The organism is Acidobacteriota bacterium (assembly GCA_026707545.1).
Lineage (GTDB): Bacteria > Acidobacteriota > Thermoanaerobaculia > Multivoradales > Multivoraceae > Multivorans.
This window is the reverse complement of the sequence record JAPOWR010000002.1, coordinates 205,042-228,821: the sequence shown is the minus strand read 5'-3', so window position 1 is coordinate 228,821 and position 23,780 is coordinate 205,042. Positions and strand designations below refer to the sequence as shown.

The window sequence follows — 23,780 nt, the reverse complement described above, 5'->3', positions numbered from 1 at the left end:
ACTCAGTAGCGGCGCATCAGGCCGACCACGACACCCTGAACGCGCAACTGGTCCGCGGGAACGTAGATCGGCTCCATCTGCCGGTTGGCCGGCTGCAGGCGAACCGTATCGCCCTCGGGGTAGAAGCGCTTGAGCGTCGCCTCGTCGCCGACCAGGGCGACGATCATCTCGCCAGAACGGGCCTCCTCCCGCTGCGCGACCACGACCAGGTCGCCGTCGCAGATGCCGTCGTCGACCATCGAGTCACCTTCCACCTCGAGAACGTAGTGGCGGCCGGCGGAGCCGCCTGCCAGCAGGTGCTCCGGCACGGCGAGGTCGTCGACGCCCGCCACCGCCTCGATCGGCTGACCGGCCGCGATCCGGCCGTGGAAGGGCACGGCGAAGGGCGCCGGCCTGCGAGAACGGAGGGTCTTCTCGGTCAGCTCGAGCCCCCGCTTCTGATTCCAGCCGCCCCGCAGGTAACCCTTCTGCCTAAGGAGCTTCAGGTGCTTGTGGACGGTGCCGTAGGAGCGGTAGCCGAACCGGCGTCGAATCTCCAGATGGGTGGGCGCCACGCCCCGCACGGACACGAAGTCGCACACGAAGTCGAGAATCTGTTTCTGGCGCTCGGTCAGGAAGTCGTCCACGGCCCCGGATACTAGACGCAAACCGAGCGTAAGACAAGCCGCGCTGGCCCAGCCCAGCCGGCCGCATACACTACGCGACCGATGCCCCGACAGCACCTGGAGCAGCACGAACTCGCGAACGGTCTGCGCGTCGTGCTCCACGAGAACCGGCGCCTGCCCCTGGCGTCGCTGAACATCTGGTACCACGTCGGTTCGCGGAACGAGGAGACGGGCCGTACCGGGCTGGCGCATCTGTTCGAGCACATGCTGTTCCAGGGCTCCGCCCACGTTTCCGAGAACGGGCACTTCGAGCACATCCAGAGCGTCGGCGGCGTCGCCAACGGCTCGACCTGGTACGACCGCACGAACTACTACGAGACCCTTCCGTCCAACCATCTCGAACTCGGCCTGTGGCTCGAGTCCGACCGTCTCGGCTTTCTGCTCGAGGCCCTGACCCAGGAGAAGTTCGAGAACCAACTCTCCGTCGTCATGAACGAACGCCTGCAACGGGTCGACAACCAACCCTACGGTCAGGCGATCGAGCGCCTCAGCGAATTGCTGTACCGCCAGCGCGACGGGAGGAGCCATCCCTACGCGTGGCCGGTGATCGGCTACATGGAGGATCTCGAAGCAGCCACGCTCGACGGAGTCCGGGACTTCTTCCGCACCTGGTACCGGCCGAACAACGCGGTGTTGACCCTGGCCGGCGAGTTCGACAGTCCCCGGGCTCTCGACCAGATCAGGCGCTACTTCGAGGACATCCCGCCCGGATCACTGCCGGAGGTGCCGCAAGTCGACGCGGTCGCCGAGATCGGTCCGCGCGGAGCGGCGCGGGAAGTGCTCGAGGACGCGATCGAGCTGCCCCGCTCCTACTCCGCCTGGTGCCTCGACGGATACGGCAGCGACGACTGGTACGCGGGCGCGATGCTGGCGACCATTCTCTCCTCCGGAATGATGAGCCGGCTCCACCGCGACCTGGTCTACGAGCGCCAGATCGCGCAGTCGGTGTCAGCGCTCATCCTCCCCACGGAGCTCTGCGCGACGTTCGCCGTCGTCGCCACCTGCCAGAGCCGCGAGCCCGACTCTCTCGGCAACGCCGAGATCCTCGAGCAGGCGGTGCTCGAGCACGTCGAAGCGATCCGCGCGAAGGGTCCCACCGAGTCCGAACTCGAGCGGGCGCGGCGGATTCTGCTGCTCGACTACCGCGACAGTGAGCAGGACCTGGCTCTGTGCGCCGACCGGCTGTCGGCGGCAGCGACGTTCCTGGGCGATCCGGGCCGGGCCTGGACCGAACCGGATCGCCTGGTCCAGGTCGACGGCGAACAGATTCGTGGTCTGGCCGAGCGAGCACTCGGCCAGGAGCGGCGGGCGGCCGTCGTGGTCGTGCCCGGACCGTGAAGGACGCAACCGCCCCCGCACTCGACCGCAGCCGGCCGCCGGCCGCGGCGCCGAGCCGGCCCTGCGCCTTTCCCCGCTTCAGGCACGAGCGCCTCGAGTCCGGCGCCAGTCTGTGGACGCTCGACGTTCCCGACCGCAATCTCGTCACCGTGACCCTCCTCGTGCCCGGCGGCAGCGAACTCGACCCACCGCATCTGGCCGGGCTCGCTTCGTTCACCGCTGGACTCCGCGGCAAGGGCACAACGCACCGGACCGCACTCGAGTTCGCGGCCGCGGCTGAAGACCTGGGGACGGCTGTCTCGTCGTCCTGCTCCTGGGACATCGCGGGGGTCGGCACCACGATGCGCTCCGAAGACGTCACCGCCGGGCTGGAACTCGTCGCGGAAGCCGCGCTGGAACCCCTGTTCGAGGCGGACGAGATCGAACGTGCGCGCCGGCGGCGACTGGCCGAGATCGAACGAAGGCGCAGCGATCCCGCGAGTCTCGCCGGAGCAGCCTTCGCGCGCGCCGTCTACGACGAAACGCCCTACGGCAACCAGACGATCGGCGATCGCGAGTCCACCCAGGCAATCACCAGGAGCGACATCGCCGCGTTCCACGACCGGGCCCTCGCCGCGCGTTCCTGCCACCTGATCGCGGTCGGCGAGCTGGGTCCCGACCGCCTGCGGCGAGCGATCGAGGACAAGATCGAGCGGCCCCTCAGGTCCCACGCCAGAGAGTTCAAGGACGAACCGGCCCGCCTCGAACCGGACCAGCCGGAAAGACCGACGCGCCAGATCGTGATCGTCGACCGTCCCGGCGCGGCGCAGACCGAGTTGCGCATCGGCCACGTCGGAGTACCCCGCTCACATCCCGACCGCGTTCCCATCCAGGTGGCGAACTCGATCCTCGGCGGCAAGTTCATGAGCCGCCTCAATCTCAATCTCAGGGAACGGCACGGTTACACCTACGGCGTCTCCAGCAGGTTCAGTTCCCGCCGGGGGCCAGGCCCGTTCGTGGTCGGGACGGCGGTGGCCAACGAAGTGGCCGGCGCTGCCTGCCGGGAGATCGTCGCCGAACTCGAGCGTCTCTGCTCTGAACCGCCGAGCGCAGCCGAACTCGACGACGCCCGCAACTATCTGGTCGGCGTCTTCCCGTACACGATGCAGACGATCCAGAATCTCTCTTCCCGGCTGAAGGCGCTCGCCACGTTCGACCTGGACCACGACGAGTACGAGCGCTGGCCCGAACGGATCCGGGCCACCACCCGCGAACAGGTCCGCGAGGTCTGCCGCCGACACCTCTTCCCTGACCGGTTGACGATCACCGCGGTCGGCCCCGCTTCCGAGCTCGAACCGCAGCTCGAAGACCTCTGAACGGTCGGGGGTGCGTGGTATCTTTCGCGACCCGAAACGCTAGGAACGGGAGCCTCGATGCAACTCGAAAGTTCGGAACTGATACGCAACCTCGCCGTCGTCGGACACAACGACACCGGCAAGACGACTCTGCTCGCGGGTCTGCTCTACACAGGCGGGGTGTTCAACCGGCAGAACCGGGTCGAGGACGGCAACACCGTGACCGACTTCGACGACGAGGAGATCCGTCGCGGTATCTCGATCGGCCTCGCCGTCTGCTACACGCCCTGGTCGGACGGTTCCGGTGAGCACAAGGTCAATTTGATCGACTGTCCCGGTTCTGGCATCTTCGTCCACGAGAGCAGTTCGGGCATGCGAGCGGCCGACGCCGCATTGCTGTGCCTGAACGCCGCGTCCCCGACCCAAGTCATGGCCGAGAAGGCGTGGGAGATCGCCGAGGCCCTTGAGCAGCCCGTGATGCTGCACCTGACGAAGATGGACCGGGACAACATCGACTTCGAAGGCTGCATCGCCGAACTGCAGCAGAACTTCCACCGCATGGCGTTGCCGCTTCAGATCCCCATCGGAGCCGGCAAGGACTTCACCGGCGTGGTCGATCTGCTGAGCCGCAAAGCGCACGTCTACGACCGGGACGGCAACGGCCGCAGCGAGGCGTCCGACCCGCCGGCCGACCTGCAGGACCAGATCGACGAGTGGCGCGGCCAGCTCACCGAGGCCGTCGCCGAGAGTGACGACGACCTGATGGAGGCCTACTTCGACCAGGGCGATCTCGATCAGGACCAGTTGGTCGAGGGGCTGAAGAACGCGATCAGGAACCGGGCCCTGTTTCCGGTCACCATGTCCTCGGCCGGCCACGGGATCGGCAACTCCGCCCTGCTCGACACGGTCGTCAAGGTGTTGCCGTCGCCGGTCGGTGCCCGGTCGATGCCGGCCGCCGATCTCGGCGGCGAGTCCGTTGAACTCGACCGCGGGGACGGCGCGCCGGTCAGCGCGATCGTCTTCAAGACGATGAACGACCCGTTCACAGGCCGCATCTCCCTGCTCCGTGTCGCCTCGGGTTGCATGAGCTCCGACACCGGCTACTGGAACCCTCGACGCGAAGACGCGGAACGCGTCGGCCACCTGATGCACATGCAGGGCAAGACCGGTCGTGACGTCCCGCGACTCCTCGAGGGCGACATCGGCGGTGTCGCGAAGCTGAAGAGCAGCGTCACCGGCGACTCGATCACGAGCCGCGAACGTCCGCTGAGAATCGACTTCCCCGACCCGCCGGTCGCCGCGATCTCGTTCGCCATCGAGCCGAAGACGAAGGGCGACGAGGAGAAGATCGGCGAAGCCGTGAACCGGCTGGTCGAGGAGGACCCGAGCCTTCGCGCCGGCCGCGACCCCCAGACCGGCGAGTTCCTGCTCTCGGGCGCCGGCCAGCTCCACGTCGAGATCGCCGTCTCCAAGCTGAAGAGCCGTTCGAAGGTCGAGGTCATCCTGCACCCGCCCAAGGTCCCCTACCGCGAGACGATCAGAAGGACCGCGGTCGGTCACGGCCGGCACAAGAAACAGAGCGGCGGCCGGGGACAGTTCGCCGACTGCACGATCACGATGGAACCGGTCGCCACCGCGGACGACTACGAGTTCATCGACGAGATCTTCGGCGGCTCCATCCCCCAGAACTACCGCCCGGCGGTCGAGAAGGGCCTCCTCGAAGCAGCCGGCCGCGGCTACGTCGCCGGCTACCCGGTCGGGAACTTCCGCGTTCGCCTCCAGGACGGCAAGTACCACGACGTCGACTCGTCCGAGATGGCCTTCAAGGTCGCCGGCTCCCTCGCCTTCAAGGACGCCATGGCTAAAGCCGCTCCTACACTGCTCGAACCGATCATGCAGGTCGACATCAACACGTCCGAAGACTTCATGGGCGACATCATGAGCGACCTGTCCTCACGCCGCGGCCGCCCCCAGGGCATGGAAGCCAAGGGCAACGCCCAGATCGTCAAGGCCACCGTCCCGATGGCCGAAATGCTCACCTACGCCCCCGCCCTCCGCTCCATGACCCAGGGCCGCTCCAGCTTCACGATGGCCTTCTCCCACTACGAAGAAGTCCCCCGCCAGATCCAGGAAAAGATCATCGCCGAAGCGAAGCGGGCCGAAGAAGAGGACTAGCCCGAGTCTCCGGAGGCGCGGTTACGCAGCACCGTGCGCGCCGCCGCCACGCTGCCGCCGAAGGCGGCCAGAAACACGCGCCGGCCGAAGGCCGGCTCCGCTACTCGTCGGTGTCGACGAACTCGATGACGGCGCGTTCGGCGGCGTCGCCTCGGCGGGGGCCGAGCTTGGTGATGCGGAGGTAGCCGCCGGGGCGGTCGGCGTAGCGGGGGGCGATCTCGTCGAAGAGCTTCTTGACGTGGTCGCGATTCGGGAGCCAGCGGCGCCCCAGGCGCCGGGCGTGGACGGAGTCATCGCGGCTTCGGGTGATCACCTTCTCGGCGACCGGGCGCAGGGCCTTGGCCTTGGCCAGGGTCGTGTGGATCCTGCCGTGCTCCACCAGGGAGGCGAGCTGGTTGCGGAACATCGCCCGCCGGTGGGCCGTCGTCCGGCCCAGTTTCTTGTAGCCAATTCCGTGACGCATCTTCGCTCCTTTGCGGGGAAGCTCGAAGGCGGTCCAGCGGCCGTCAGGCCTGGACGCCGCTATCCGCGCTCTCCGGAAGCTCCATGCCGAAAGACAGTCCCATCCGGTCGAGCACCTTCTGGATCTCTTCGAGCGACTTGCGGCCGAAGTTCTTCGTCTCCAGCATCTCCTTCTCGCTCCGCACGACGAGGTCGCCTACCGTGTTGATGTTCGCGTTCCTCAGACAGTTCGCCGAGCGAACGCTCAGGTTCAGATCGTCGATCTCCTTCTGGAGCAAGGCGCCGATATCGGCGCCATCGACTTCCTCCTCGGCCACCACCTCGACGACCAGACTCTCCTCGGCTTCGATGAAGATCGTCAGGTGGTCGCGCAGCAGGGCGCCGGCACGGGAGACCGCCTCTTCCGGCGTCACTGTTCCGTCCGTCCAGACCTCGAAAATCAACCGCTCGAAGTCGGTGGTCCGGCCAAGTCGCGCCGCCTCCACGCGATAGTTCACGCGCTTCACCGGGCTGTGAACGGAGTCGAGCGGGATCCAGCCGATGCCCATCGACTCGTCGAGGTTGCGGTCCGCGCCGACGTAGCCGCGTCCGTTCTTGACCTGCGCCTCGAGGCGGAGCCGGCCCCGTTCGTTCAGCGTCGCCACCCTGCTGTTCGGGTCGCGAATCTCGACGTTCGGGTCGCCGTTGAAATCACCCGCCGTCACTTCCCGCGGGCCCGTCACGTCGAGTGTGATGACCCGCGTCGTGTCGTCGAACGCGCGCAGCGGCACCTGCTTCAGGTTCAGAATGATGTCCGTCGTGTCCTCCACCACCCCTTCGAGTGAAGAGAACTCGTGCAGCGCACCATCGATCCGCACCGCGGTGATCGCCGCGCCCTCGATTGCCGCGAGGAGGCTGCGACGCAGCGCGTTGCCGACCGTGGCGCCGAAGCCGCGTTCGAACGGCTGGGCCGAGAACTTGCCGTAGGTATCGGTCAGGGTCTCGGTATCGATTTCGACCCGCTTCGGGCGTTGGAATCCCTTCCAGAGCATGTTCACTCCTACAATCTCGATTGCTTTCCAGGTTGAATCGTTGATGTCTCGGTTCGGTACCGGCGAAACGTCGCCGGGGCTACACTCGACGCCGCTTGCGGGGGCGGCAGCCGTTGTGTGGAATCGGCGTCACGTCGCGGATCGATCGGATGCTGATGCCCGTGGCCTGAAGCGCCCTGACGGCCGATTCGCGGCCGCCTCCCGGACCCTTGACCAGCACGTCGACCGACCGGACGCCGAGGTCCTTGGCCTGATAGCCGACCGCCTGCGCGGCGACCTGGGCCGCGAACGGCGTTCCCTTCCGCGATCCCTTGAAACCGTTTCGGCCCGACGACGACCACGTCAGGACGTTGCCGTCCGGATCGCTGATGCAGACCAGTGTGTTGTTGAAGGTCGCGTTGACGTGCGCCACGGCGTGGGGCACGACGCGCTTTTCCTTCTTCCTCGCCTTTGCCATCTGGGTAGCCCTTTCTCGCCTACTTTCCGACCTTTTTCTTGCCGGCCACGGTGGCACGCCGCGGTCCCTTGCGGGTTCGGGCGTTGGTGTGCGTGCGCTGACCCCTGACGGGCAGGCTCTTGCGGTGCCTGACGCCGCGGTAACTGCCGATCTCCATCAGGCGCTTGATGCTCTGGGTCACTTCCTTGCGCAGGTCCCCCTCGACCGATCCCGCTTCCTGAACGACCCGGCGGATGCGTCCGGTTTCGTCCTCGGTCAGATCCCTGACCTTGATCTCGGCACCGACACCCGCCTCATCGAGCAGCGTCAGCGCGCGTGAGCGGCCGATGCCATAGATGTAGGTGAGGCCGATGCCGACCTGCTTGTTCTGCGGTAGATCGATTCCCGCGATTCTCGCCATACCAGTCTCTCCCGTCCTTCTCAGCCCTGCCGCTGCTTGTGCTTGGGGTTCTCACAGATGACGCGGATCACTCCGCGGCGGCGGACGACCTTGCACTTCACGCACATCCTCTTCACTGATGCTCGTACCTTCATTCTCGCTCTCCTCGAGTGCCCGATCGACCGTCAGGTCCGCAGCCTGTACACGATCCGGCCACGGCCGGGGTCGTAGGGCGAGAGTTCGACCAGAACGCGATCTCCCGGAAGAATGCGGATGAAGTGCTTGCGCATCTTTCCCGAGATGTGCGCCAGGGCCTGGTGCTTGTTGTCCAGTTCGACCTTGAAGACTGCATTCGGCAGCGTCTCCACCACGGTTGCCTCGACCTCGATCGCCTCTTCCTTCTTCACAGCGTTCCCTTCGTTCCGTTGCCCTCTTCCGCTTCGGCAAGCGCCGCTTCGATCGCGGCCGTCACCTGTTCGATGGGAAAGTTGCCCTGGACCCGGCGCAGCAGCCCCAGCGCCTCGTAGTGCGCGATCAGCGGCTCCGTCTGCGCGGCGTAGACTTGCAGCCGTTCGCGAACCACGTCTTCGCGGTCGTCCGCGCCCCGGCCTCGCAGCACGATCCGTTCGATGAGGACTTCGTCCGGAACGTCGATCGTCACCACGTGGTCGAGCTCGTAGCCGTCGAGAATATCACCAAGCGTCTCGGCCTGCGACGCCGTGCGGGGGTAGCCGTCCAGCAGGAAGCCGCCCCGGGCATCCTCCTGGCTCAGCCGGTCACGCACCACGTCGGCCATCAGATCGTCGTCGACCAGGGCACCCGACGCCATCACCCCTTCGACCCGCCGGCCGAGTTCGCTCCCCGCCGCGACCGCCGCCCGCAGCATGTCTCCGGTCGAGATCGCGGGCACGCCGAGCGACGCCTGCAAGCGCTCCGCCTGCGTGCCCTTGCCGCAACCTGGAGCTCCGAGCATCACGATGCGAAGGGAGTCAGCCACGACGTCCCTTGATCCGGCCCCGCTTCATGAAGCCCTCGTAGTTGCGCATGACGAGCTGGCTCTCGATCTGCTGCAGCGTGTCCATCGCCACGCTGACGACGATCAGGAGCGATGTGCCGCCGAAGTAGAAGTTGATCCCCATGCCCTCGGTCAGCCACAGGGGCGCGTAGTTGTCCAGGGTGGAGCCGATGAAGGGGAGCCCCCCGACCTTGAAGCCGGCAATCAGGAACTCGGGAAGCACGGAGACGCCGGCCAGGTACAGCGAGCCGACCAGGGTCAGGCGGGTTAGCACGCGGTCGATGTACTCCGACGTGCGCCTGCCGGACCGGATGCCCGGAATGAACCCGCCGTACTTCCGCATGTTCTCGGCGAGATCGTTCGGATTGAAGATGATCGACACGTAGAAGTAGCAGAAGAAGATGATCGCCGCCACGTAGAGCAGGTAGTAGATCGGCTGGCCCCACTGCAGCGCGGCGGCGATGCGCTGCACCGGCTCGTACTGGATCATCTGCGCAACCGTGGCCGGCACGGTGACGACGGAACTGGCGAAGATGACCGGGATCACGCCGCCGGTGTTCACCCGGAGCGGCAGGTAGGTGCTCTGCCCGCCATACTGGCGCCGGCCGACGATCCGCTTCGCGTACTGCACCGGAATGCGACGCTGCGCTCGCTCCATGTAGACGATGAAGGCGACGACCACCAGCATGAACCCTGAGAGGAAGAGGATCTTGAGCAGGGACATCGCGCCGCTCTGAAGCTGGCTGAAGAGGTTGAGCACGGCGCCCGGAAGCCCCACCACGATGCCGGCGAAGATGATCAGCGAGATGCCGTTGCCGATGCCGCGCTCGCTGATCTGCTCGCCCAGCCACATCACGAAGGCGCAGCCCGTGGTCAAGGTAAGTACCGTCATGAACTTGAACCCGAGGCCGGGGTCAAGAACCAGTGGCGCGCCTCCCGGCGAGGTCAGGTTCTCCAGGAAGAAGGCGATGCTCGTGCCCTGGATGATCGAGATGACCACGGTGCCGTAACGGGTGTACTGGGTGATCTTCCGCCGGCCCATCTCGCCTTCCTTCGAGAGCTTCTCGAGATGGGGCGAGACGACGGTCAGCAGCTGCAGGATGATGGACGCCGAGATGTACGGCATGATGCCGAGAGCGAAGATGGCCACCCGGCCCAGACTGCCGCCGGTGAACGTGTTGACGAAGCCCAGCACGGTGCCCTGCATCTGATTCATGAACTCGAGCAGGGCCTGGGGATCGATCCCCGGCGTCGGAATGATGCAGCCGATCCGGTAGACCGCCAGCAGGCCGAACATGAACAACACCCGATTCCGGAGGTCCGGAATCGCGAAGATGTTGCGGAAGCTCTCGACGCCCACGTGCCAGCTCCCTCAGGCGATCTCTTCGCAGGCGCCGCCAGCGGCTTCGATCTTGGCGCGCGCGGACGCGCTGAAACGGTGCGCGCGCACGGTCAACCCGGCCGGCGCATCGCCCTCGCCGAGCACCTTCAGCTTCATGCCCCGGCGCACGCGCCCGCGGGAAACGAGGAGTTCGACATCGACCGTATCGCCGAGACCCTCGAGGTCGCCGACGTTGATCACCGTGTACTCGGTGCGGAAGATGTTCGTGAACCCGCGCTTCGGAACCCGCCGGATCAGGGGCATCTGACCGCCCTCGAAACCGGCGCGGCGCGAGAAGCCGGCGCGCGAGCGCTGGCCCTTGTGGCCTCGCCCGGCGGTCTTTCCCGTACCGGATCCCGGCCCACGGCCGACCCGCTTGCGGGGACGGCGGCTGGCCTTTGCGGGCTTGAGTTCATGCAGTTTCATGTCAGTCCTCCAGCACACGAACGAGGTGCGGGATCTTTCGCACCATGCCGCGCACCGCCTGGGAGTCCTCCCGCTCGACGATGTGGCGAATGCGCCTCAAGCCCAGACCGCGCAGAACCTCGCGCTGCGGTCTCGGCCGGCCGATCGCGCTACGCACCTGCTGTATCCGTATCGTCCCGTCAGGCACTCTCGGCTCCTTCCTGATCGGCGTTCGTCGCCGCGCCGTCCAGCGAATCCAGGCCGCGCAGTACCCTGACCTGCTCCTCGCTGCGCAGGGACATGAGTCCGGCGAACGTCGCCTTGACCACGTTCTGCGGGTTCGTCGTCCCCAGCGACTTGGTCAGGATGTCCTGGATGCCGGCGCCCTCGACCACCGCGCGCACCGCGCCGCCGGCGATGACCCCGGTTCCCTCCGAGGCCGGCTTGAGCATCACCCGGCCAGCGCTGAAAACGCCCACCGTCTCGTGCGGAATCGTCGTCCCGGCGAGCGGCACCCGCACGAGGTTGCGCTTCGCGATCTGAATCCCCTTGCGAATCGCGGCAGGAACCTCCTTCGCCTTGCCCGAGCCGTAGCCAACCCGCCCGGCGCCGTCGCCGATCACGACCAGGGCGGTAAAGGAGAAGTTCTTCCCGCCCTTGACGACCTTCGTCACGCGGTTGATGTCGACAACCTGCTCGAAAAACTCGCTGTCGAGATCGATGTCCCTAGCCACTTCTGTCTCCTTCGTTGCTCCGAGGCATCAGAACTTCAGACCTCCTTCGCGCGCGCTGTCCGCCAACGCCTGGATGCGGCCGTGGTACAGGAAACCGCCACGGTCGAAGATGACCGACCGCACGCCCTGCTCCGCGGCGCGCGCGGCGAGCGCCGCGCCGACTGCCTTCGCCGCACTGCAGCTGCCGGTCGAGCCCTGGAGGTCGTCCGAGAGTTCCGACTCGAGCGAACTCGCGAACGCCATCGTGTGCCCCGCCCGATCATCGATCAGTTGAGCGTAGATGTGACGGCGGCTCTTGTGGACCGCCAGCCGCGGCCTCTCCTGGGAGCCGCGGAGCTTCTTCCGCACGCGGTAGCGCGCGCGGCGCCGGCGGCGGCTCCGATCCAACGTTCTCTTTCTTCGCAGGTCGCTCATGGCCTCGATGTCCCTGTTTCCAAACTCGTCCTGAACGGTCTAGACGGTCGCCGCCGCCTTGCCGACCTTCAGCCGGACGATCTCGTCGCGGTAGCGGATCCCCTTGCCCTTGTATACGTCCGGCTTGCGCAGGCTGCGGAGGTCAGCCGCTACCTGCCCCACCTGCTGCTTGTCGATGCCCGAGACGGCGATCCGGTTCGCCCGGTCGTCTACCTTGACATCGATCCCTTCCGGGATCGGATAGACCACGGGGTGGGAGTACCCCAGCGCCAGGTGAACTTCACGCCCCTTGACCTCTCCCCGGTAACCCACGCCGACAATCTCCAGCTCGCGCCGGAAACCCTCCGTGACGCCCACGACGGCGTTCGCGAGCAACGCCCGCGCCAGCCCGTGCAGGGCCCGTTCCGGCCCGCTCGAACCGGAGCGGTGCAGCGTGACGACGCCGTCTTCGACACGGACCTCGATGCCCGGCTGAAGCGGCTGCTCCAGCTTTCCCTTCGGACCCTCGATGGTCACTGTACCGCCGTTCGTCGCCACCTTCGTCTGTTCCGGCAGCTTGATCGGCGCCTTGCCTATGCGTGACATCTCATTCCACCTCGTGCGGTTCAATACACTTCACAGAGGACTTCGCCGCCGACCCGCTGGCGTCGCGCCTGGGCGTCCGTGAGCAACCCCTCCGAAGTCGAGACGATCGCAACGCCCAAACCGTTCAGAATCGGCTTGAGATCATCGGCGCCCCGGTACACCCTGCGCCCGGGCTTGCTGATCTTGCGCACCTTCGTGATGGCCGGCACGCCCTGGTCGTTGTAGGCCAGGAAGATCCGCAGCGTTCGACCAGGCGGCGAGTCATAGACCTCGTAGTGCCTGATGTAGCCCTGGTCCCGCAGCACGCGGCACAGCGCGATCTTCTGCTTTGAAGCCGGCGCCTCGGTCTGATCGTGCTTGACGATCAGGGCATTGCGAATCGTGGTCAGCAGATCCGCGATCGGGTCGGTCATGGTCATCTTGGCAATCCTTGGTGGGAGAAGTTCGTACCGGGCCTTTGATCTCAGGCCGCGAACGGCATGCCGAGACCGCGCAGAAGATGGAGCGCCTGCGCGTCGGACTCCGCCGACGTAACGAGGGTGACGTTGATGCCCTTGGAACCATCGCTCTTCGAGTAGTCGACCTCCGGGAAGATCAGGTGGTCCCGGATGCCCAGGGTGTAGCTGCCCCGGCCGTCGAAGCTCCGGTCCGAGATGCCGCGGAAGTCGCGGACCCGCGGCAGCGCGACGGTCACCAGACGATCGAGGAAGTACCACATCCGGCTGCGGCGCAGCGTGACCCGGCAACCGATCGGCATGCCCTCGCGCAATTTGAACGCGGCGATCGACTTGCGGGCACGGGTGATCACCGGCCGCTGCCCCGCGATCAGGGCCAGTTCGGGCACGGCGTTCTCGAGGATCTTGATGTTCTGGATCGCTTCACCGATCCCCATGTTGAGAACGATCTTCTCCAGCCGCGGCACGGCCATCGGGTTGGAGATGCCGAATTCCTGCTGCAGGGAGGCCTTCACCTCCTCCTCGTACAGTGTTTTCAGTCGGGGAACCATGACTACTTTCTCAACTCAGGACCGCCCCGCTCACCTTGGCGTAGCGCGTGGACTTGCCGTCCTCGAGGCGCCGCTTGCCGACGCGGGTCGGCTTGCCGGTGTCCGGGCAGATCACCTTCAGATTCGAGATATGGATGGGCGCCTCCCGCTCCAGGATGCCGCCCTGAACCTGGCGCTGCGGGTTCGGCCGCTCGTGCTTCTTGACCAGATTCACGCGTTCGACGATGGCGCGATTCTCGGCTGGAAGCACCCGCAGCACCTTGCTGCGCACGCCCCGGTTCCGGCCGGCAATGACCAGCACCTCGTCACCCTTCTTGATTCTCACCTTCGGCATGTCAGATCACCTCCGGCGCCAACGAAACGATGCGCATGAACCGCCGCTCGCGCAGCTCGCGGGCGACCGGGCCAAAGACGCGGGTTCCGATCGGTTCCCGCGCCTCGTTGATCAGGACCGCGGCATTGTTGTCGAAGCGGATGTAGCTCCCGTCGCGGCGCCGCCGCTCCTTGCGGGTTCGCACGATCACCGCGCGCACCACCTGTCCCTTCTTGACGGTGCCTTCGGGCACCGCCTCCTTGACCGAGGCCGTGATCACGTCCCCGAGCACGCCGTACTGGCCGGTGGAACCGCCCCGCAGTTGAATGCAGGCGATCCGCTTGGCCCCTGAGTTGTCGGCGACGTCGAGCACCGTTCCCATCTGGATCATCGCCGCACCTATCCTTCCGCGCGCTTGACGATCCGCTGTACGCGCCATCGCTTACGGCGCGACATCGGTCGGGTCGAAATCAGGGAAACGAGATCTCCCTCACGGCAACTGTTCGACTCGTCGTGCGCGACGAACCGCGACGACTTCTTCATCAGACGGTGGTAGAGCCGGTGCATGACCGTCTTCTCGACCGTCACGACGACTGTCTTGTCCATCTTGGCGCTGACCACCTGGCCCACTCGAACCTGGCGGCGGCCCCGCACTTGTTGTTCTTCCGCGCTCATGTCGTTCCTGTCGCTCTCTCGCGCCGGACCGTCAGCACCCGCGCCAACTCGACCCGGGCCTTCCTGATCCTGCTCGGCTTTTCCAGTTGGCCAATCGACTTCTGCAGCCGCAGAGCGAACAACTGATCAGCCAGTTCCTCCTCCTTCTGCAGCAGTTCGTCTTCGGTCAACTCCCTGAGTTCGCTTGCCTTCATCGTCTTCCACCCTCAAACCTGGACGCCGTGGCGCCCGACGAAGCGGGTCTTGATGCCGAGCTTGTGGGAAGCCAGCCTCATCGCCGACCTGGCCAACTCGGGCGACACGCCCTCGATCTCGTAGAGGATGCGGGCCGGACGGACGACCGCGACCCACTCCTCCGGGTTGCCCTTGCCCTTGCCCATCCGCGTTTCCAGAGGCTTCTTGGTGATCGGTTTGTCCGGGAAGATCCGGATCCAGACCTTGCCGCTCCGCTTGATGTGGCGCGTGATCGCGATCCGCGCGGCCTCGATCTGACGGGCGGTTACCCACCCCGCTTCCTGGGCCTGCAGGCCGTACTCGCCAAAGGTCACCGTGTTGCCGCCCTTGGCCAGACCCCGGCGGCGGCCGCGGTGATGCTTGCGGAACTTGACCTTCTTCGGCATCAACATCGTTCGATACTCCCTCGATTCCCCTTGAGCCTCGTGACGTCTACGCCACCGCCCGCCGACCGCGCTCCCGCGAAAGATCGCCGCGATAGACCCAGACCTTGACTCCGATCACGCCGTAGGTCGTGTAGGCCTCGGCGAAGCCGTAGTCGATGTCGGCCTTCAGGGTGTGCAGCGGCAACCGCCCTTCCTGGTACCACTCGGTACGGGCGATCTCGTTGCCGCCGAGCCGACCCGAAACCATGATCTTGACACCCTTGGCGCCGAACCGGAAGGCCGACTCCATCGCCTTCTTCATCGCCCGGCGGAAGGCGACACGGCGAAGAAGCTGCCCCGTGATCGCCTCGGCCACGAGTTGGGCGTCGAGCTCCGGACGCTGGATCTCCTGGATGTTGATGTGGACCTCGCGCCCCATCTGCCGGCTCAGATCGTCTCGCAGCTTGTCGACCTCGGCGCCCTTGCGGCCGATGATGATGCCGGGCCGCGACGTGTAGATCGTGACGCGCAGCTTGTCCGCGGCTCGCTCGATGTCGATCTGGCTGACGCCGGCATGCATCAAGCGCTTCTTCAGACCGGTGCGCAGCTCGATGTCCGACTGGAGAGTCTGCGCGTAGTCGCGTTCCGCGTACCAGCGCGAATGCCAGCCCTGGTTGTAGACCAGTCGAAAGCCGTACGGATGTGTCTTCTGACCCATAAACGCTCCTAGCTTGGCTCTGCCGCGGCGCCGCGGGAATCGAGCTTGATCGTGACGTGGCTCTGCCGCTTCAGGATGCGGAACGCCCGGCCCATGGGCTGGGGCCGCAGACGCTTCAGCGTCGGACCGCCGTCCACGAAGATCTCCTTGACGTAGAGCTGCCCGACGTCGACCGCCGCGTCGCGGTTCTCCGCGTTGGCGACGGCGGACCGCAGCAGCTTGGCGAGGGGCCGCGCGGCCGCCTTGGTGGAAAGCTGCAGCAGCGTCGAGGCCTCCTCGACATCCCGGCCGCGGATCAGGTCCGCCACCAGGCGCACCTTCTGCGGCGACGCCTGCAGGTACCTGAGTCGGGCAATTGCTTCCATCGTTCTATCTCTCTCCAACTACCGGGGGCGCGCTCGGCGCTCCCTCTTGCCGCCCGCATGACCGCGGAACGTCCTGGTCTGGGCGAACTCACCGAGCTTGTGCCCGACCATGTTCTCGCTGACGAAGACCGGGATGAACTTCATGCCGTTGTGAACGGCAATCGTGTGACCGACCATGTCCGGAATGATCGTGGAGCGGCGCGACCAGGTCTTGATGACCCTCCGGTCGTGGCTCGTATTCATCGCCGTCACCTTGTTGTACAGGTGGTTGTCGATGAAGAACCCCTTCTTGAGTGAACGTCCCATGTTGACCTCTGTTTCGTGCTTTCGCCGGTCCTACTTCCGACGTCCCCGCCGCCGTACGATCATGCCGGTCGTGCGCTTGTTTCTCCGCGTCTTGTAGCCCTTCGTCGGTTTGCCCCAGGGCGTGGTCGGATGCCGTCCGCCGGAGGCCTTGCCCTCGCCGCCGCCCATCGGATGGTCGACCGGATTCATCGACACACCGCGGTTGTGCGGCCGGCGACCCAGCCAACGCTTGCGGCCGGCCTTGCCGAGAGCAATGTTGGAGTGTTCCGAGTTGCTGACCTGGCCGATCGTGGCGGAACAGTCGATGTGAACCCGGCGAACCTCGCCCGAGGGCAGGCGGATCTGAGCGTAGACGCCCTCCTTGGCCATCAACTGGGCGCCCGTTCCGGCGCTGCGCACCATCTGCCCGCCGCCGCCGATCTTCAGCTCGATGTTGTGGATCATCGTGCCCAGAGGAATGAACCGGATCGGCAGACAGTTGCCGACGTCGATCTCGGAGCCTTCGCCCGACTGGACCACCGCGCCCACCTTCAGGCCCTGGGGATGGAGGATGTACCGCTTCTCCCCGTCCGCGTAGTGCAGAAGGGAGATCAGCGCGCTCCGGTTCGGGTCGTACTCGATCGTGGCCACCTTCGCGGGCACGCCGATCTTGTCGCGCCGGAAGTCGATCCGCCGGTAGCGGCGCTTGTGCCCGCCGCCCCGGAACCGGAGCGTCTGCCGTCCCTTGTTGCCGCGGCCGCTGATCCGCTTCTTGCCCTCGACGAGGGCCTTGTGCGGCTTGTCGGTCGTGACTTCCAGACGCTGCGCGTACTCCTGGAACCGGCTGGCCGGATTGGTCGGTTTGAGTTTCTTGATCGCCATGTTCCTGGCTCTCGCTACACGTTGTCGAAGAGTTCGATCTGGCCTTCGGCCAGTCGTACGTATGCCTTCTTCCAGTCGGGGCGGCGGCCGACGAAGCGGCCCTGGCGGCGGACCTTGCCGTGCATGTTCACGATCCGGACTTCCGCCACCTTGACGCCCTGGAACTGGGCCTCCACCGCGCGCCGCACCTCGATCTTGTTGGCCCGGGAGTCGACGACGAAGGCGATGATGTTCCGCTCGTCACGGAGCTCGGTCGACTTCTCGGTGATCAGCGGCCGGCGCAACACCTCCTGCACCCTCATGATGGGCCCCCGTTCTTCTCCCGCTTCTTCAGCACGGCGGACAGGCGGCCGATCGCACTCTCGCTGAACAGCAGGTAGCCGCGATCGACGACATCGTAGACGTCGACACCCAGCGCATCGACCGTCTTGAGTTTCGGGTGGTTGCGGGAAGCCAGGATCAGGTTCCGGTTGCCCCGGTCGTCGACGATCAGCGCCTTCCCGTCGATCCCCAGGCCCTGCAGGCGGGCGGCCAGGGCGGCCGTCTTGTGGCTGTCGAGCTCAAGCGAGTCGATCACGACGATCCGCTCGTCGGCCAGCTTGCGCGAGAGCGCCGACTTCAGCGCGTTCCGCTTCTCGTTGCGCGACAGCTTGTTGCGGTGGCTGCGGGGATGTGGCCCGTGGACGACGCCGCCGCCGCGCCGGAGCGGCGAGCGGATGCTGCCTGCGCGAGCTCGACCGGTGCCCTTCTGCCGATACGGCTTTGCCCCGCCGCCGCGTACCTGGTGCCTGCCCTTGACGCTGTGCGTGCCCGCCCGCTGGGCAGCGCGGACCGACACCACCGCCAGGTGGATCAGGTGCTCGTTGTACGGATACGTGAAGACCTCTTCCGGTAGCTCGAGGCTGCCGACCGCCTCGTTGTCGAGGCTCCTGATCGCGACCTTTGGCATCAGACCGAACTCCGAACCATGACCAGACCGTTGCGGCCGCCGGGAACGGCGCCGCGCACATAGAGAAGGCGGTTCTCCTCATCCACTTTCACCACCACGAGCTTCTTCGTCGTCACCCGCTTGCCGCCCATCCGGCCCGGGAACCTCATTCCCGGAAAGACACGCGAGGGGCTCGCCGACTGTCCGACCGAACCCGGAGCCCGATGGAACATCGAGCCGTGGCTGGCCCGGCCGCCACCGAAGCCGTGGCGGCGCATGACGCCCTGGAACCCCTTCCCCTTGCCGGTGCCGATCACGTCCACGCGGGAACCGACCTCGAAGACGGAAACCGCGATCTCGTCACCGGGCTGCGACTCGTTCGCCGCGTCGACCCGCACCTCGGCCAGGTGACGCATGGCTTCGACGCCCGCCTTCTTGAAGTGGCCCCTCCGGGCCTCGGTGATCCGCTTCGGTGGCCGCTTCTCGACCAGGCCGATCTGCACCGCCTCGTAGCCGTCGGTCGCCGCCGTCTTTCGTTGCACGACCCGGCACGGCCCGAGCTCCAGCACGGTGACCGGTACGACGGCGCCATCTTCGGCGTAGATCTGCGTCATGCCGATCTTGCGCCCGAGCAGTCCCTTCGCATGACCCTTGCTATCGCTCACCGCCCTCATCTCCCTCGCTCACACCAACTCAACCGCCGAAGGCCTTGATCTCGACATCGACGCCCGCCGGAAGTTCCAGCTTCATCAGCGCATCGACCGTCTGACTGGTCGGTTCGAAGATGTCCAGCAACCGCTTGTGGGTGCGGATCTCGAACTGCTCCCGCGACTTCTTGTCCACATGCGGCGAACGGTTCACCGTGTAGCGCGCGATGTGGGTCGGCAACGGAATCGGTCCGACGACGCGCGCGCCACTACGCCGCGCGGTGTCGACGATCTCGTGCGTCGACGTATCCAGGATGCGGTAGTCGAAGGCCTTGAGCCGGATACGGATCTTCTCGTTCACCATGCTGCCTGCTCCCAACCTTCCTCGAATGCGTACCGCACCTTGCTTCTCACTCGACGCTTCCTACTCGACGATGTCGGTGACGGTGCCGGCGCCGACCGTACGGCCGCCCTCGCGAATGGCGAAGCGCACGCCCTTCTCCATCGCGATCGGAGCGATCAGCTCCACGTCCAGCGCCACGTTGTCGCCCGGCATCACCATCTCCGTGCCCGCCGGCAGGTTCGCCACACCCGTCACGTCCGTCGTCCGGAAGTAGAACTGAGGACGGTAACCGTCGAAGAACGGCGTGTGACGACCGCCCTCGTCCTTGTTCAACACGTACACCTCGCCCTTGAACTTCGTGTGAGGAGTGATCGACTTCGGCACCGCAAGCACCTGACCACGCTCCACCTCGTCCTTCTTCGTGCCACGAAGCAACACGCCGATGTTGTCCCCGGCCTCGCCAGAGTCCAGCAGCTTCCGGAACATCTCCACGCCCGTCACCACCGTCGACTTCGTCTCCCGAATGCCCACGATCTCCACCGTGTCGCCGACCGTCACCCGGCCGCGCTCCACGCGCCCCGTCACCACCGTGCCGCGACCAGAAATCGTGAAAATGTCCTCGATCGGCATCAGAAAGTCCTGGTCCACCGCGCGCTCGGGAGTCGGTATGTACGAATCCACAGCCTCCAGAAGCTCCACCACCTTCGAACCCCACTCGCTGCCCGGTTCCCCGCTCTCCAGCGCCTCCAGCGCCGAACCGCGAATGATCGGAATCTCGTCGCCAGGAAACTCGAACGACGACAACAGGTCCTGAAGCTCCAGCTCCACCAGGTCCAACAGCTCCTCGTCGTCCACCATGTCGCACTTGTTCATGAACACCACGATGTACGGCACGCCAACCTGACGAGCCAGCAGCACGTGCTCGCGCGTCTGGGGCATCGGACCGTCTGCCGCCGACACCACCAGGATCGCACCGTCCATCTGGGCGGCGCCCGTGATCATGTTCTTCACGTAGTCCGCGTGACCAGGACAGTCCACGTGAGCGTAGTGACGGTTCTCCGTCTCGTACTCCACGTGAGCCGTCGCGATCGTGATCCCGCGCTCCCGCTCCTCAGGGGCCTTGTCGATCTCGTCGAACGGCACGTACTCCGCACCTCCGGCCTTCGCCAGAATGTTCGTGATCGCTGCCGTCAGCGTCGTCTTGCCGTGATCCACGTGACCGATCGTCCCCACGTTCACGTGCGGCTTCGTACGCTCGAACTTCTCCTTCGCCATTGCGGTGCTCCTGCTGACTCTTTTGTGTGCTTGATCGTGTTTCTGAAACGGTTTTCCGTAACGGTTGCCGGACGCGCCCGCTCAGGGGCTCAGCCTGTGGCCTTGGCCACGACCTCCTCGCTCACATTCCTCGGCGCCGGTTCGTAGGACTCGAACTGCATCGAGTAGGTCGCCCGACCCTGGGTCGCCGAGCGCAGATCGGTGGCGTAGCCGAACATCTCCGCCAGCGGGACGCGGACATTGACCACCTGGATCTTCTGGCGCATCTCCATGCCCTGCACCTTGCCCCGTCGCGAGCTGAGATCGCCCATCACCTCGCCCATGTACTCCTCGGGGGTCACCACCTCGACGGCCATGACCGGCTCCAGCAGCACCGGCTCCGCGTCCTTGGCCGCATCGCGCCAGGCCATCGAGCCGGCGATCTTGAACGCGATCTCGGAGGAATCGACCTCGTGGGAGCTGCCGTCGTAGACCTCAACGGCGACGCCGGTCACCGGATAGCCCGCCAGGGGGCCCGCTTCCAGTGCCTCGCCGATGCCCTGGCCGATCGACTTGATGAACTCCCTCGGGATCACGCCACCCTTCGTGGAGTCCTCGAACTCGAAGCCGTCACCCTCGGCCGGCCGCACCCGTACCCGGCAGTGGCCGTACTGTCCGCGGCCGCCCGACTGACGCACGAACCGGCCTTCGCCCGAGGCTTCGGCGGTGATCGTCTCTCGATACGCCACCTGAGGCCGTCCGACGCTGGCACCGACCCTGAACTCGCGCACCAGGCGGTCCGTGATGATGTCGAGGTGGAGTTCGCCCATGCCCGAGATCAGCGTCTGGGCCGTATCCGGGTCCGTATGGACCCTGAACGTCGGGTCCTCGCGCATCAGTTTCTCGAGCGCGAGACCCAGCTTCTCCTGGTCCGCCTTCGTCTTCGGCTCGATCGACACGGAAAGAACCGGCTCCGGGAAGTCCATCGCCTCCAGGACGATCGCCGCCCGTGGATCGCAGATCGTGTCGCCCGTGGTCACGTTCCTCAGACCGACGGCCGCGGCGATGTCGCCACACCAGACCCGCTTGATCTCTTCGCGCTTGTTGGCGTGCATCTTGAGCAGCCGTCCGATCCGCTCCTTGCCGCCGCGGTTCGCGTTCAGGACCGATTGTCCGGTCTCGAGCCGGCCCGAGTAGACCCGCAGGTAGGCGAGTTGACCGACGAACGGATCGGTCATGATCTTGAACACCAGGGCGCTGAACGGCGCGTCGTCCGTCGGCTCGCGCACCGCCTTCTCGTCGCCGGCCACCAGGCCCTCGATCGGCGGCACGTCGAGCGGCGACGGCAGGTACTCGAGCACCGCGTCGAGCAGAGGCTGGACGCCCTTGTTGCGGAAGGCCGAACCGCAGAAGACCGGTTGCAGGCTGTTCGAAACCGTCGCCCGGCGCAGGGCCGCCCGCAGCTCGTCGTTCGTGACCTCCGCCCCGGAAAGGTACTTCTCCAGGAGCTCCTCGTCCGTCTCGGCAACCGCCTCGACCATCTCTTCGCGGGCGGCGAGGGCCAGGTCCGCGTACTCCTCGGGGATTCCCAGCTCCCGGAACTGCGCCCCAAGGCTCTCGTCCTCGTAGATGTAGGCCGACATCTCGACCAGGTCGATCACACCGGCGAACGCGTCCTCGCGCCCCAAGGGCAACTGCAGCACGACCGGTGAAGCGCCGAGCCGCTCCCGCATCATGCGCACACAGCGCTCGAAGTCCGCCCCGACCCGGTCCATCTTGTTGACGAACGCGATCCGCGGCACCCCGTACCGATCCGCCTGCCGCCACACGGTCTCGCTCTGGGGCTCGACCCCGGCAACCGCGTCGAACAGGGCCACGGTGCCATCGAGAACGCGCAGGGACCGTTCGACCTCGGCGGTGAAGTCGACGTGTCCCGGCGTGTCGATGATGTTGATCCGGTGGTCCTTCCAGGTGCAACTCGTGGCCGCCGACGTGATCGTGATGCCGCGCTCCTGCTCCTGCTCCATCCAGTCCATCGTCGCGGTGCCTTCGTGCACCTCGCCGATCTTGTAGTTCACGCCGGTGTAGTAGAGGACACGCTCGGTCGTGGTCGTCTTGCCCGCGTCGATGTGCGCCATGATCCCGATGTTCCGGGTCTTCTCGAGTGGGACGTTTCTGGAACTGGAGGTGGCGGTGGACATGGTGCGGAATCGGGAGGTCGTTGGGTGTTCGGTGCGTCGCTGTTTCGGGGGGTTCTGAAGAGGCGGGTTCAACGTGGGCACCGCCGCCTTGCAGCAAGGCGGCGATGTGACGGGACGGGCAGTGGACAACCGGCGGCCGGGAACGACGAGAGCGCCGCCGAAGCGGCCCCGAGACCGTTCGCTACCAGCGGTAGTGGGAGAAAGCCCTGTTCGCTTCTGCCATCCGGTGGGTGTCCTCTTTCCTCTTGATCGCAACTCCGCGGTTCTCGGCCGCGTCGAGCAACTCGCCGGCCAACCGCAGTCTCATCGTCTTCTCGCCGCGGCCCTTCGCCGCCTGAATCAGCCATCGCATCGCCAGAGCCAGCTTGCGCGCGGGCCGCACCTCGATCGGTACCTGGTAGGTCGAGCCGCCAACACGCCTCGACTTGACCTCCACCGCGGGCTTCACGTTGTCGATCGCCTTCTGGAAGACGGCCACCGGATCCTCCTCTCCGGTTCGCTCCTTGATCGTGTTCAGAGCGTCGTAGAGGATGCGTTCGGCGACGGACTTCTTGCCGTCCTTCATCAGGACGTTGACGAACTTGCTGACCAACTGCGAGTGATACAGCGGGTCGGGCAGGATCTGGCGCTTCGGGACTTCGCGGCGTCGGGGCATCTCAGGCTTCCTCCGACTCAGCTCTTGGGGCGCTTGGCGCCGTACTTGGAGCGCCCCCGACGACGATCGTCGACGCCGACAGCGTCCAGCGTGCCGCGAATCACGTGGTAACGGACGCCGGGCAGGTCCTTCACCCGGCCTCCGCGGATCAGCACGATCGAGTGCTCCTGCAGGTTGTGCCCGACCCCGGGAATGTAGGTCGTGACCTCGATCCCATTGGTCAGCCGGACCCGCGCCACCTTGCGCAATGCCGAGTTCGGCTTCTTCGGGGTCTGCGTGTACACGCGCACGCACACGCCGCGCCGCTGGGGCGAACCCTGGAGTGCCGGGCTCTTGGTCTTGACGACCTGGCGCTGACGGCCCTTGCGGACCAGTTGGCGAATGGTGGGCATTGAACCTCCTGCTCGAACGAACTCGACACTTCGTTGCGAAAACCCGGCTTTCCGCAACTCGCGCCGCTGAACCGAGCGATCGCGGAGCGATCGGCTCGCGAGAGCGGCGCAAGAACCAGCCACCGGGCGAAGCCCGAAGCCG

General features: G+C 66.1%; 36 protein-coding genes. 3 read left to right on the top strand and 33 right to left on the bottom strand.

The genetic code is table 11. The annotated features are described in order from the left end of the window. Positions 1 to 2: 2 nt before the first annotated feature. Positions 3 to 626 (bottom strand): transcriptional repressor LexA, encoded by a 624-nt coding sequence (gene lexA, locus OXG83_13220; protein ID MCY3965989.1) that lies wholly within the window; start codon positions 624 to 626, stop codon positions 3 to 5. 81 nt (positions 627 to 707) lie between these two features. On the opposite strand from lexA, the gene OXG83_13215 reads away from it, so the two are divergent. Genes OXG83_13215 through OXG83_13205 form a run of 3 tightly spaced genes read left to right on the top strand, consistent with a single transcriptional unit; the run spans position 708 to position 5,512 of the window. Next, complete coding sequence (locus OXG83_13215) at positions 708 to 2,003, top strand: pitrilysin family protein (protein MCY3965988.1); 1,296 nt, start codon at positions 708 to 710, stop codon at positions 2,001 to 2,003. After that, positions 2,000 to 3,358: a pitrilysin family protein gene (locus tag OXG83_13210; protein MCY3965987.1), complete on the top strand. Its 1,359-nt coding sequence runs from the start codon at positions 2,000 to 2,002 to the stop codon at positions 3,356 to 3,358. Before OXG83_13215 ends, OXG83_13210 begins: the two co-directional genes overlap by 4 nt. A 57-nt stretch (positions 3,359 to 3,415) precedes the next feature. Beyond that, positions 3,416 to 5,512 (top strand): elongation factor G, encoded by a 2,097-nt coding sequence (locus OXG83_13205; protein MCY3965986.1) that lies wholly within the window; start codon positions 3,416 to 3,418, stop codon positions 5,510 to 5,512. Between the two features lie 100 nt (positions 5,513 to 5,612). Here the strand turns inward: OXG83_13205 and rplQ are convergent, their stop codons facing one another. The 32 genes from rplQ to rpsL form a co-directional block, all read right to left on the bottom strand. Further along, positions 5,613 to 5,975 (bottom strand): 50S ribosomal protein L17, encoded by a 363-nt coding sequence (gene rplQ, locus OXG83_13200; protein ID MCY3965985.1) that lies wholly within the window; start codon positions 5,973 to 5,975, stop codon positions 5,613 to 5,615. Between the two features lie 43 nt (positions 5,976 to 6,018). Then, complete coding sequence (locus tag OXG83_13195; protein MCY3965984.1) at positions 6,019 to 7,005, bottom strand: DNA-directed RNA polymerase subunit alpha; 987 nt, start codon at positions 7,003 to 7,005, stop codon at positions 6,019 to 6,021. Between the two features lie 79 nt (positions 7,006 to 7,084). Beyond that, positions 7,085 to 7,462 carry a 30S ribosomal protein S11 gene (gene rpsK / locus OXG83_13190; protein ID MCY3965983.1) on the bottom strand — a complete coding sequence of 126 codons (378 nt, stop codon included), beginning with the start codon at positions 7,460 to 7,462 and terminating at the stop codon, positions 7,085 to 7,087. A 19-nt stretch (positions 7,463 to 7,481) separates the two neighbouring features. Continuing rightward, positions 7,482 to 7,862, bottom strand: a complete 381-nt coding sequence (gene rpsM, locus OXG83_13185) for a 30S ribosomal protein S13 (GenBank protein MCY3965982.1) — start codon at positions 7,860 to 7,862, stop codon at positions 7,482 to 7,484. A gap of 20 nt (positions 7,863 to 7,882) precedes the next feature. Next, on the bottom strand, positions 7,883 to 7,996 hold the full coding sequence (gene rpmJ, locus OXG83_13180; protein ID MCY3965981.1) for a 50S ribosomal protein L36: 114 nt from the start codon (positions 7,994 to 7,996) through the stop codon (positions 7,883 to 7,885). Between the two features lie 30 nt (positions 7,997 to 8,026). Then, complete coding sequence (infA, locus tag OXG83_13175) at positions 8,027 to 8,248, bottom strand: translation initiation factor IF-1 (protein MCY3965980.1); 222 nt, start codon at positions 8,246 to 8,248, stop codon at positions 8,027 to 8,029. Next, positions 8,245 to 8,838: an adenylate kinase gene (locus tag OXG83_13170; GenBank protein MCY3965979.1), complete on the bottom strand. Its 594-nt coding sequence runs from the start codon at positions 8,836 to 8,838 to the stop codon at positions 8,245 to 8,247. The genes infA and OXG83_13170 overlap by 4 nt, the downstream gene beginning before the upstream one ends. Continuing rightward, positions 8,831 to 10,216 (bottom strand): preprotein translocase subunit SecY, encoded by a 1,386-nt coding sequence (gene secY, locus OXG83_13165; protein MCY3965978.1) that lies wholly within the window; start codon positions 10,214 to 10,216, stop codon positions 8,831 to 8,833. Before secY ends, OXG83_13170 begins: the two co-directional genes overlap by 8 nt. A gap of 12 nt (positions 10,217 to 10,228) precedes the next feature. Further along, positions 10,229 to 10,663, bottom strand: a complete 435-nt coding sequence (gene rplO / locus OXG83_13160) for a 50S ribosomal protein L15 (protein MCY3965977.1) — start codon at positions 10,661 to 10,663, stop codon at positions 10,229 to 10,231. Between the two features lies 1 nt (position 10,664). Then, complete coding sequence (rpmD, locus tag OXG83_13155; protein ID MCY3965976.1) at positions 10,665 to 10,850, bottom strand: 50S ribosomal protein L30; 186 nt, start codon at positions 10,848 to 10,850, stop codon at positions 10,665 to 10,667. Further along, positions 10,843 to 11,376 carry a 30S ribosomal protein S5 gene (rpsE, locus tag OXG83_13150; protein ID MCY3965975.1) on the bottom strand — a complete coding sequence of 178 codons (534 nt, stop codon included), beginning with the start codon at positions 11,374 to 11,376 and terminating at the stop codon, positions 10,843 to 10,845. The genes rpmD and rpsE overlap by 8 nt, the downstream gene beginning before the upstream one ends. A gap of 27 nt (positions 11,377 to 11,403) precedes the next feature. Then, the gene (gene rplR, locus OXG83_13145) at positions 11,404 to 11,790 is read right to left on the bottom strand and encodes a 50S ribosomal protein L18 (GenBank protein MCY3965974.1); all 387 of its coding nucleotides are present in this window, start codon (positions 11,788 to 11,790) and stop codon (positions 11,404 to 11,406) included. Positions 11,791 to 11,829: 39 nt separating this feature from the next. Then, positions 11,830 to 12,375 (bottom strand): 50S ribosomal protein L6, encoded by a 546-nt coding sequence (gene rplF / locus OXG83_13140; protein ID MCY3965973.1) that lies wholly within the window; start codon positions 12,373 to 12,375, stop codon positions 11,830 to 11,832. A gap of 20 nt (positions 12,376 to 12,395) precedes the next feature. Further along, complete coding sequence (gene rpsH, locus OXG83_13135; GenBank protein MCY3965972.1) at positions 12,396 to 12,794, bottom strand: 30S ribosomal protein S8; 399 nt, start codon at positions 12,792 to 12,794, stop codon at positions 12,396 to 12,398. A 44-nt stretch (positions 12,795 to 12,838) separates the two neighbouring features. Then, entirely contained in the window at positions 12,839 to 13,381 is a 543-nt protein-coding gene (gene rplE, locus OXG83_13130; protein ID MCY3965971.1) for a 50S ribosomal protein L5, read from the bottom strand. Positions 13,382 to 13,391: 10 nt separating this feature from the next. Next, a complete protein-coding gene (gene rplX / locus OXG83_13125) occupies positions 13,392 to 13,715 on the bottom strand; it encodes a 50S ribosomal protein L24 (protein ID MCY3965970.1) in 324 nt (107 codons plus the stop codon). A 1-nt stretch (position 13,716) separates the two neighbouring features. Then, positions 13,717 to 14,085: a 50S ribosomal protein L14 gene (gene rplN, locus OXG83_13120; protein ID MCY3965969.1), complete on the bottom strand. Its 369-nt coding sequence runs from the start codon at positions 14,083 to 14,085 to the stop codon at positions 13,717 to 13,719. Between the two features lie 8 nt (positions 14,086 to 14,093). Then, entirely contained in the window at positions 14,094 to 14,369 is a 276-nt protein-coding gene (gene rpsQ, locus OXG83_13115; GenBank protein ID MCY3965968.1) for a 30S ribosomal protein S17, read from the bottom strand. After that, complete coding sequence (gene rpmC / locus OXG83_13110; protein MCY3965967.1) at positions 14,366 to 14,563, bottom strand: 50S ribosomal protein L29; 198 nt, start codon at positions 14,561 to 14,563, stop codon at positions 14,366 to 14,368. The genes rpsQ and rpmC overlap by 4 nt, the downstream gene beginning before the upstream one ends. 12 nt (positions 14,564 to 14,575) lie before the next feature. Next, complete coding sequence (gene rplP, locus OXG83_13105) at positions 14,576 to 14,995, bottom strand: 50S ribosomal protein L16 (GenBank protein MCY3965966.1); 420 nt, start codon at positions 14,993 to 14,995, stop codon at positions 14,576 to 14,578. Between the two features lie 40 nt (positions 14,996 to 15,035). Next, a complete protein-coding gene (gene rpsC, locus OXG83_13100; protein ID MCY3965965.1) occupies positions 15,036 to 15,686 on the bottom strand; it encodes a 30S ribosomal protein S3 in 651 nt (216 codons plus the stop codon). A gap of 8 nt (positions 15,687 to 15,694) precedes the next feature. Continuing rightward, positions 15,695 to 16,051 carry a 50S ribosomal protein L22 gene (gene rplV / locus OXG83_13095; GenBank protein ID MCY3965964.1) on the bottom strand — a complete coding sequence of 119 codons (357 nt, stop codon included), beginning with the start codon at positions 16,049 to 16,051 and terminating at the stop codon, positions 15,695 to 15,697. An 18-nt stretch (positions 16,052 to 16,069) separates the two neighbouring features. Beyond that, on the bottom strand, positions 16,070 to 16,357 hold the full coding sequence (gene rpsS, locus OXG83_13090) for a 30S ribosomal protein S19 (GenBank protein ID MCY3965963.1): 288 nt from the start codon (positions 16,355 to 16,357) through the stop codon (positions 16,070 to 16,072). A 30-nt stretch (positions 16,358 to 16,387) separates the two neighbouring features. Next, the gene (rplB, locus tag OXG83_13085; protein MCY3965962.1) at positions 16,388 to 17,218 is read right to left on the bottom strand and encodes a 50S ribosomal protein L2; all 831 of its coding nucleotides are present in this window, start codon (positions 17,216 to 17,218) and stop codon (positions 16,388 to 16,390) included. Between the two features lie 14 nt (positions 17,219 to 17,232). Next, positions 17,233 to 17,520 carry a 50S ribosomal protein L23 gene (locus OXG83_13080; GenBank protein MCY3965961.1) on the bottom strand — a complete coding sequence of 96 codons (288 nt, stop codon included), beginning with the start codon at positions 17,518 to 17,520 and terminating at the stop codon, positions 17,233 to 17,235. Next, positions 17,517 to 18,167: a 50S ribosomal protein L4 gene (gene rplD, locus OXG83_13075; protein MCY3965960.1), complete on the bottom strand. Its 651-nt coding sequence runs from the start codon at positions 18,165 to 18,167 to the stop codon at positions 17,517 to 17,519. Before rplD ends, OXG83_13080 begins: the two co-directional genes overlap by 4 nt. Then, entirely contained in the window at positions 18,167 to 18,811 is a 645-nt protein-coding gene (gene rplC / locus OXG83_13070) for a 50S ribosomal protein L3 (GenBank protein ID MCY3965959.1), read from the bottom strand. The genes rplD and rplC overlap by 1 nt, the downstream gene beginning before the upstream one ends. Before the next feature lie 28 nt (positions 18,812 to 18,839). Continuing rightward, positions 18,840 to 19,157 carry a 30S ribosomal protein S10 gene (gene rpsJ / locus OXG83_13065; protein MCY3965958.1) on the bottom strand — a complete coding sequence of 106 codons (318 nt, stop codon included), beginning with the start codon at positions 19,155 to 19,157 and terminating at the stop codon, positions 18,840 to 18,842. 60 nt (positions 19,158 to 19,217) lie between these two features. Further along, the gene (gene tuf / locus OXG83_13060; GenBank protein MCY3965957.1) at positions 19,218 to 20,411 is read right to left on the bottom strand and encodes an elongation factor Tu; all 1,194 of its coding nucleotides are present in this window, start codon (positions 20,409 to 20,411) and stop codon (positions 19,218 to 19,220) included. An 89-nt stretch (positions 20,412 to 20,500) separates the two neighbouring features. Continuing rightward, a complete protein-coding gene (gene fusA / locus OXG83_13055) occupies positions 20,501 to 22,591 on the bottom strand; it encodes an elongation factor G (GenBank protein MCY3965956.1) in 2,091 nt (696 codons plus the stop codon). 181 nt (positions 22,592 to 22,772) lie between these two features. Further along, entirely contained in the window at positions 22,773 to 23,246 is a 474-nt protein-coding gene (rpsG, locus tag OXG83_13050) for a 30S ribosomal protein S7 (protein MCY3965955.1), read from the bottom strand. 17 nt (positions 23,247 to 23,263) lie between these two features. Continuing rightward, positions 23,264 to 23,638 carry a 30S ribosomal protein S12 gene (rpsL, locus tag OXG83_13045; protein ID MCY3965954.1) on the bottom strand — a complete coding sequence of 125 codons (375 nt, stop codon included), beginning with the start codon at positions 23,636 to 23,638 and terminating at the stop codon, positions 23,264 to 23,266. Positions 23,639 to 23,780 lie beyond the last annotated feature (142 nt).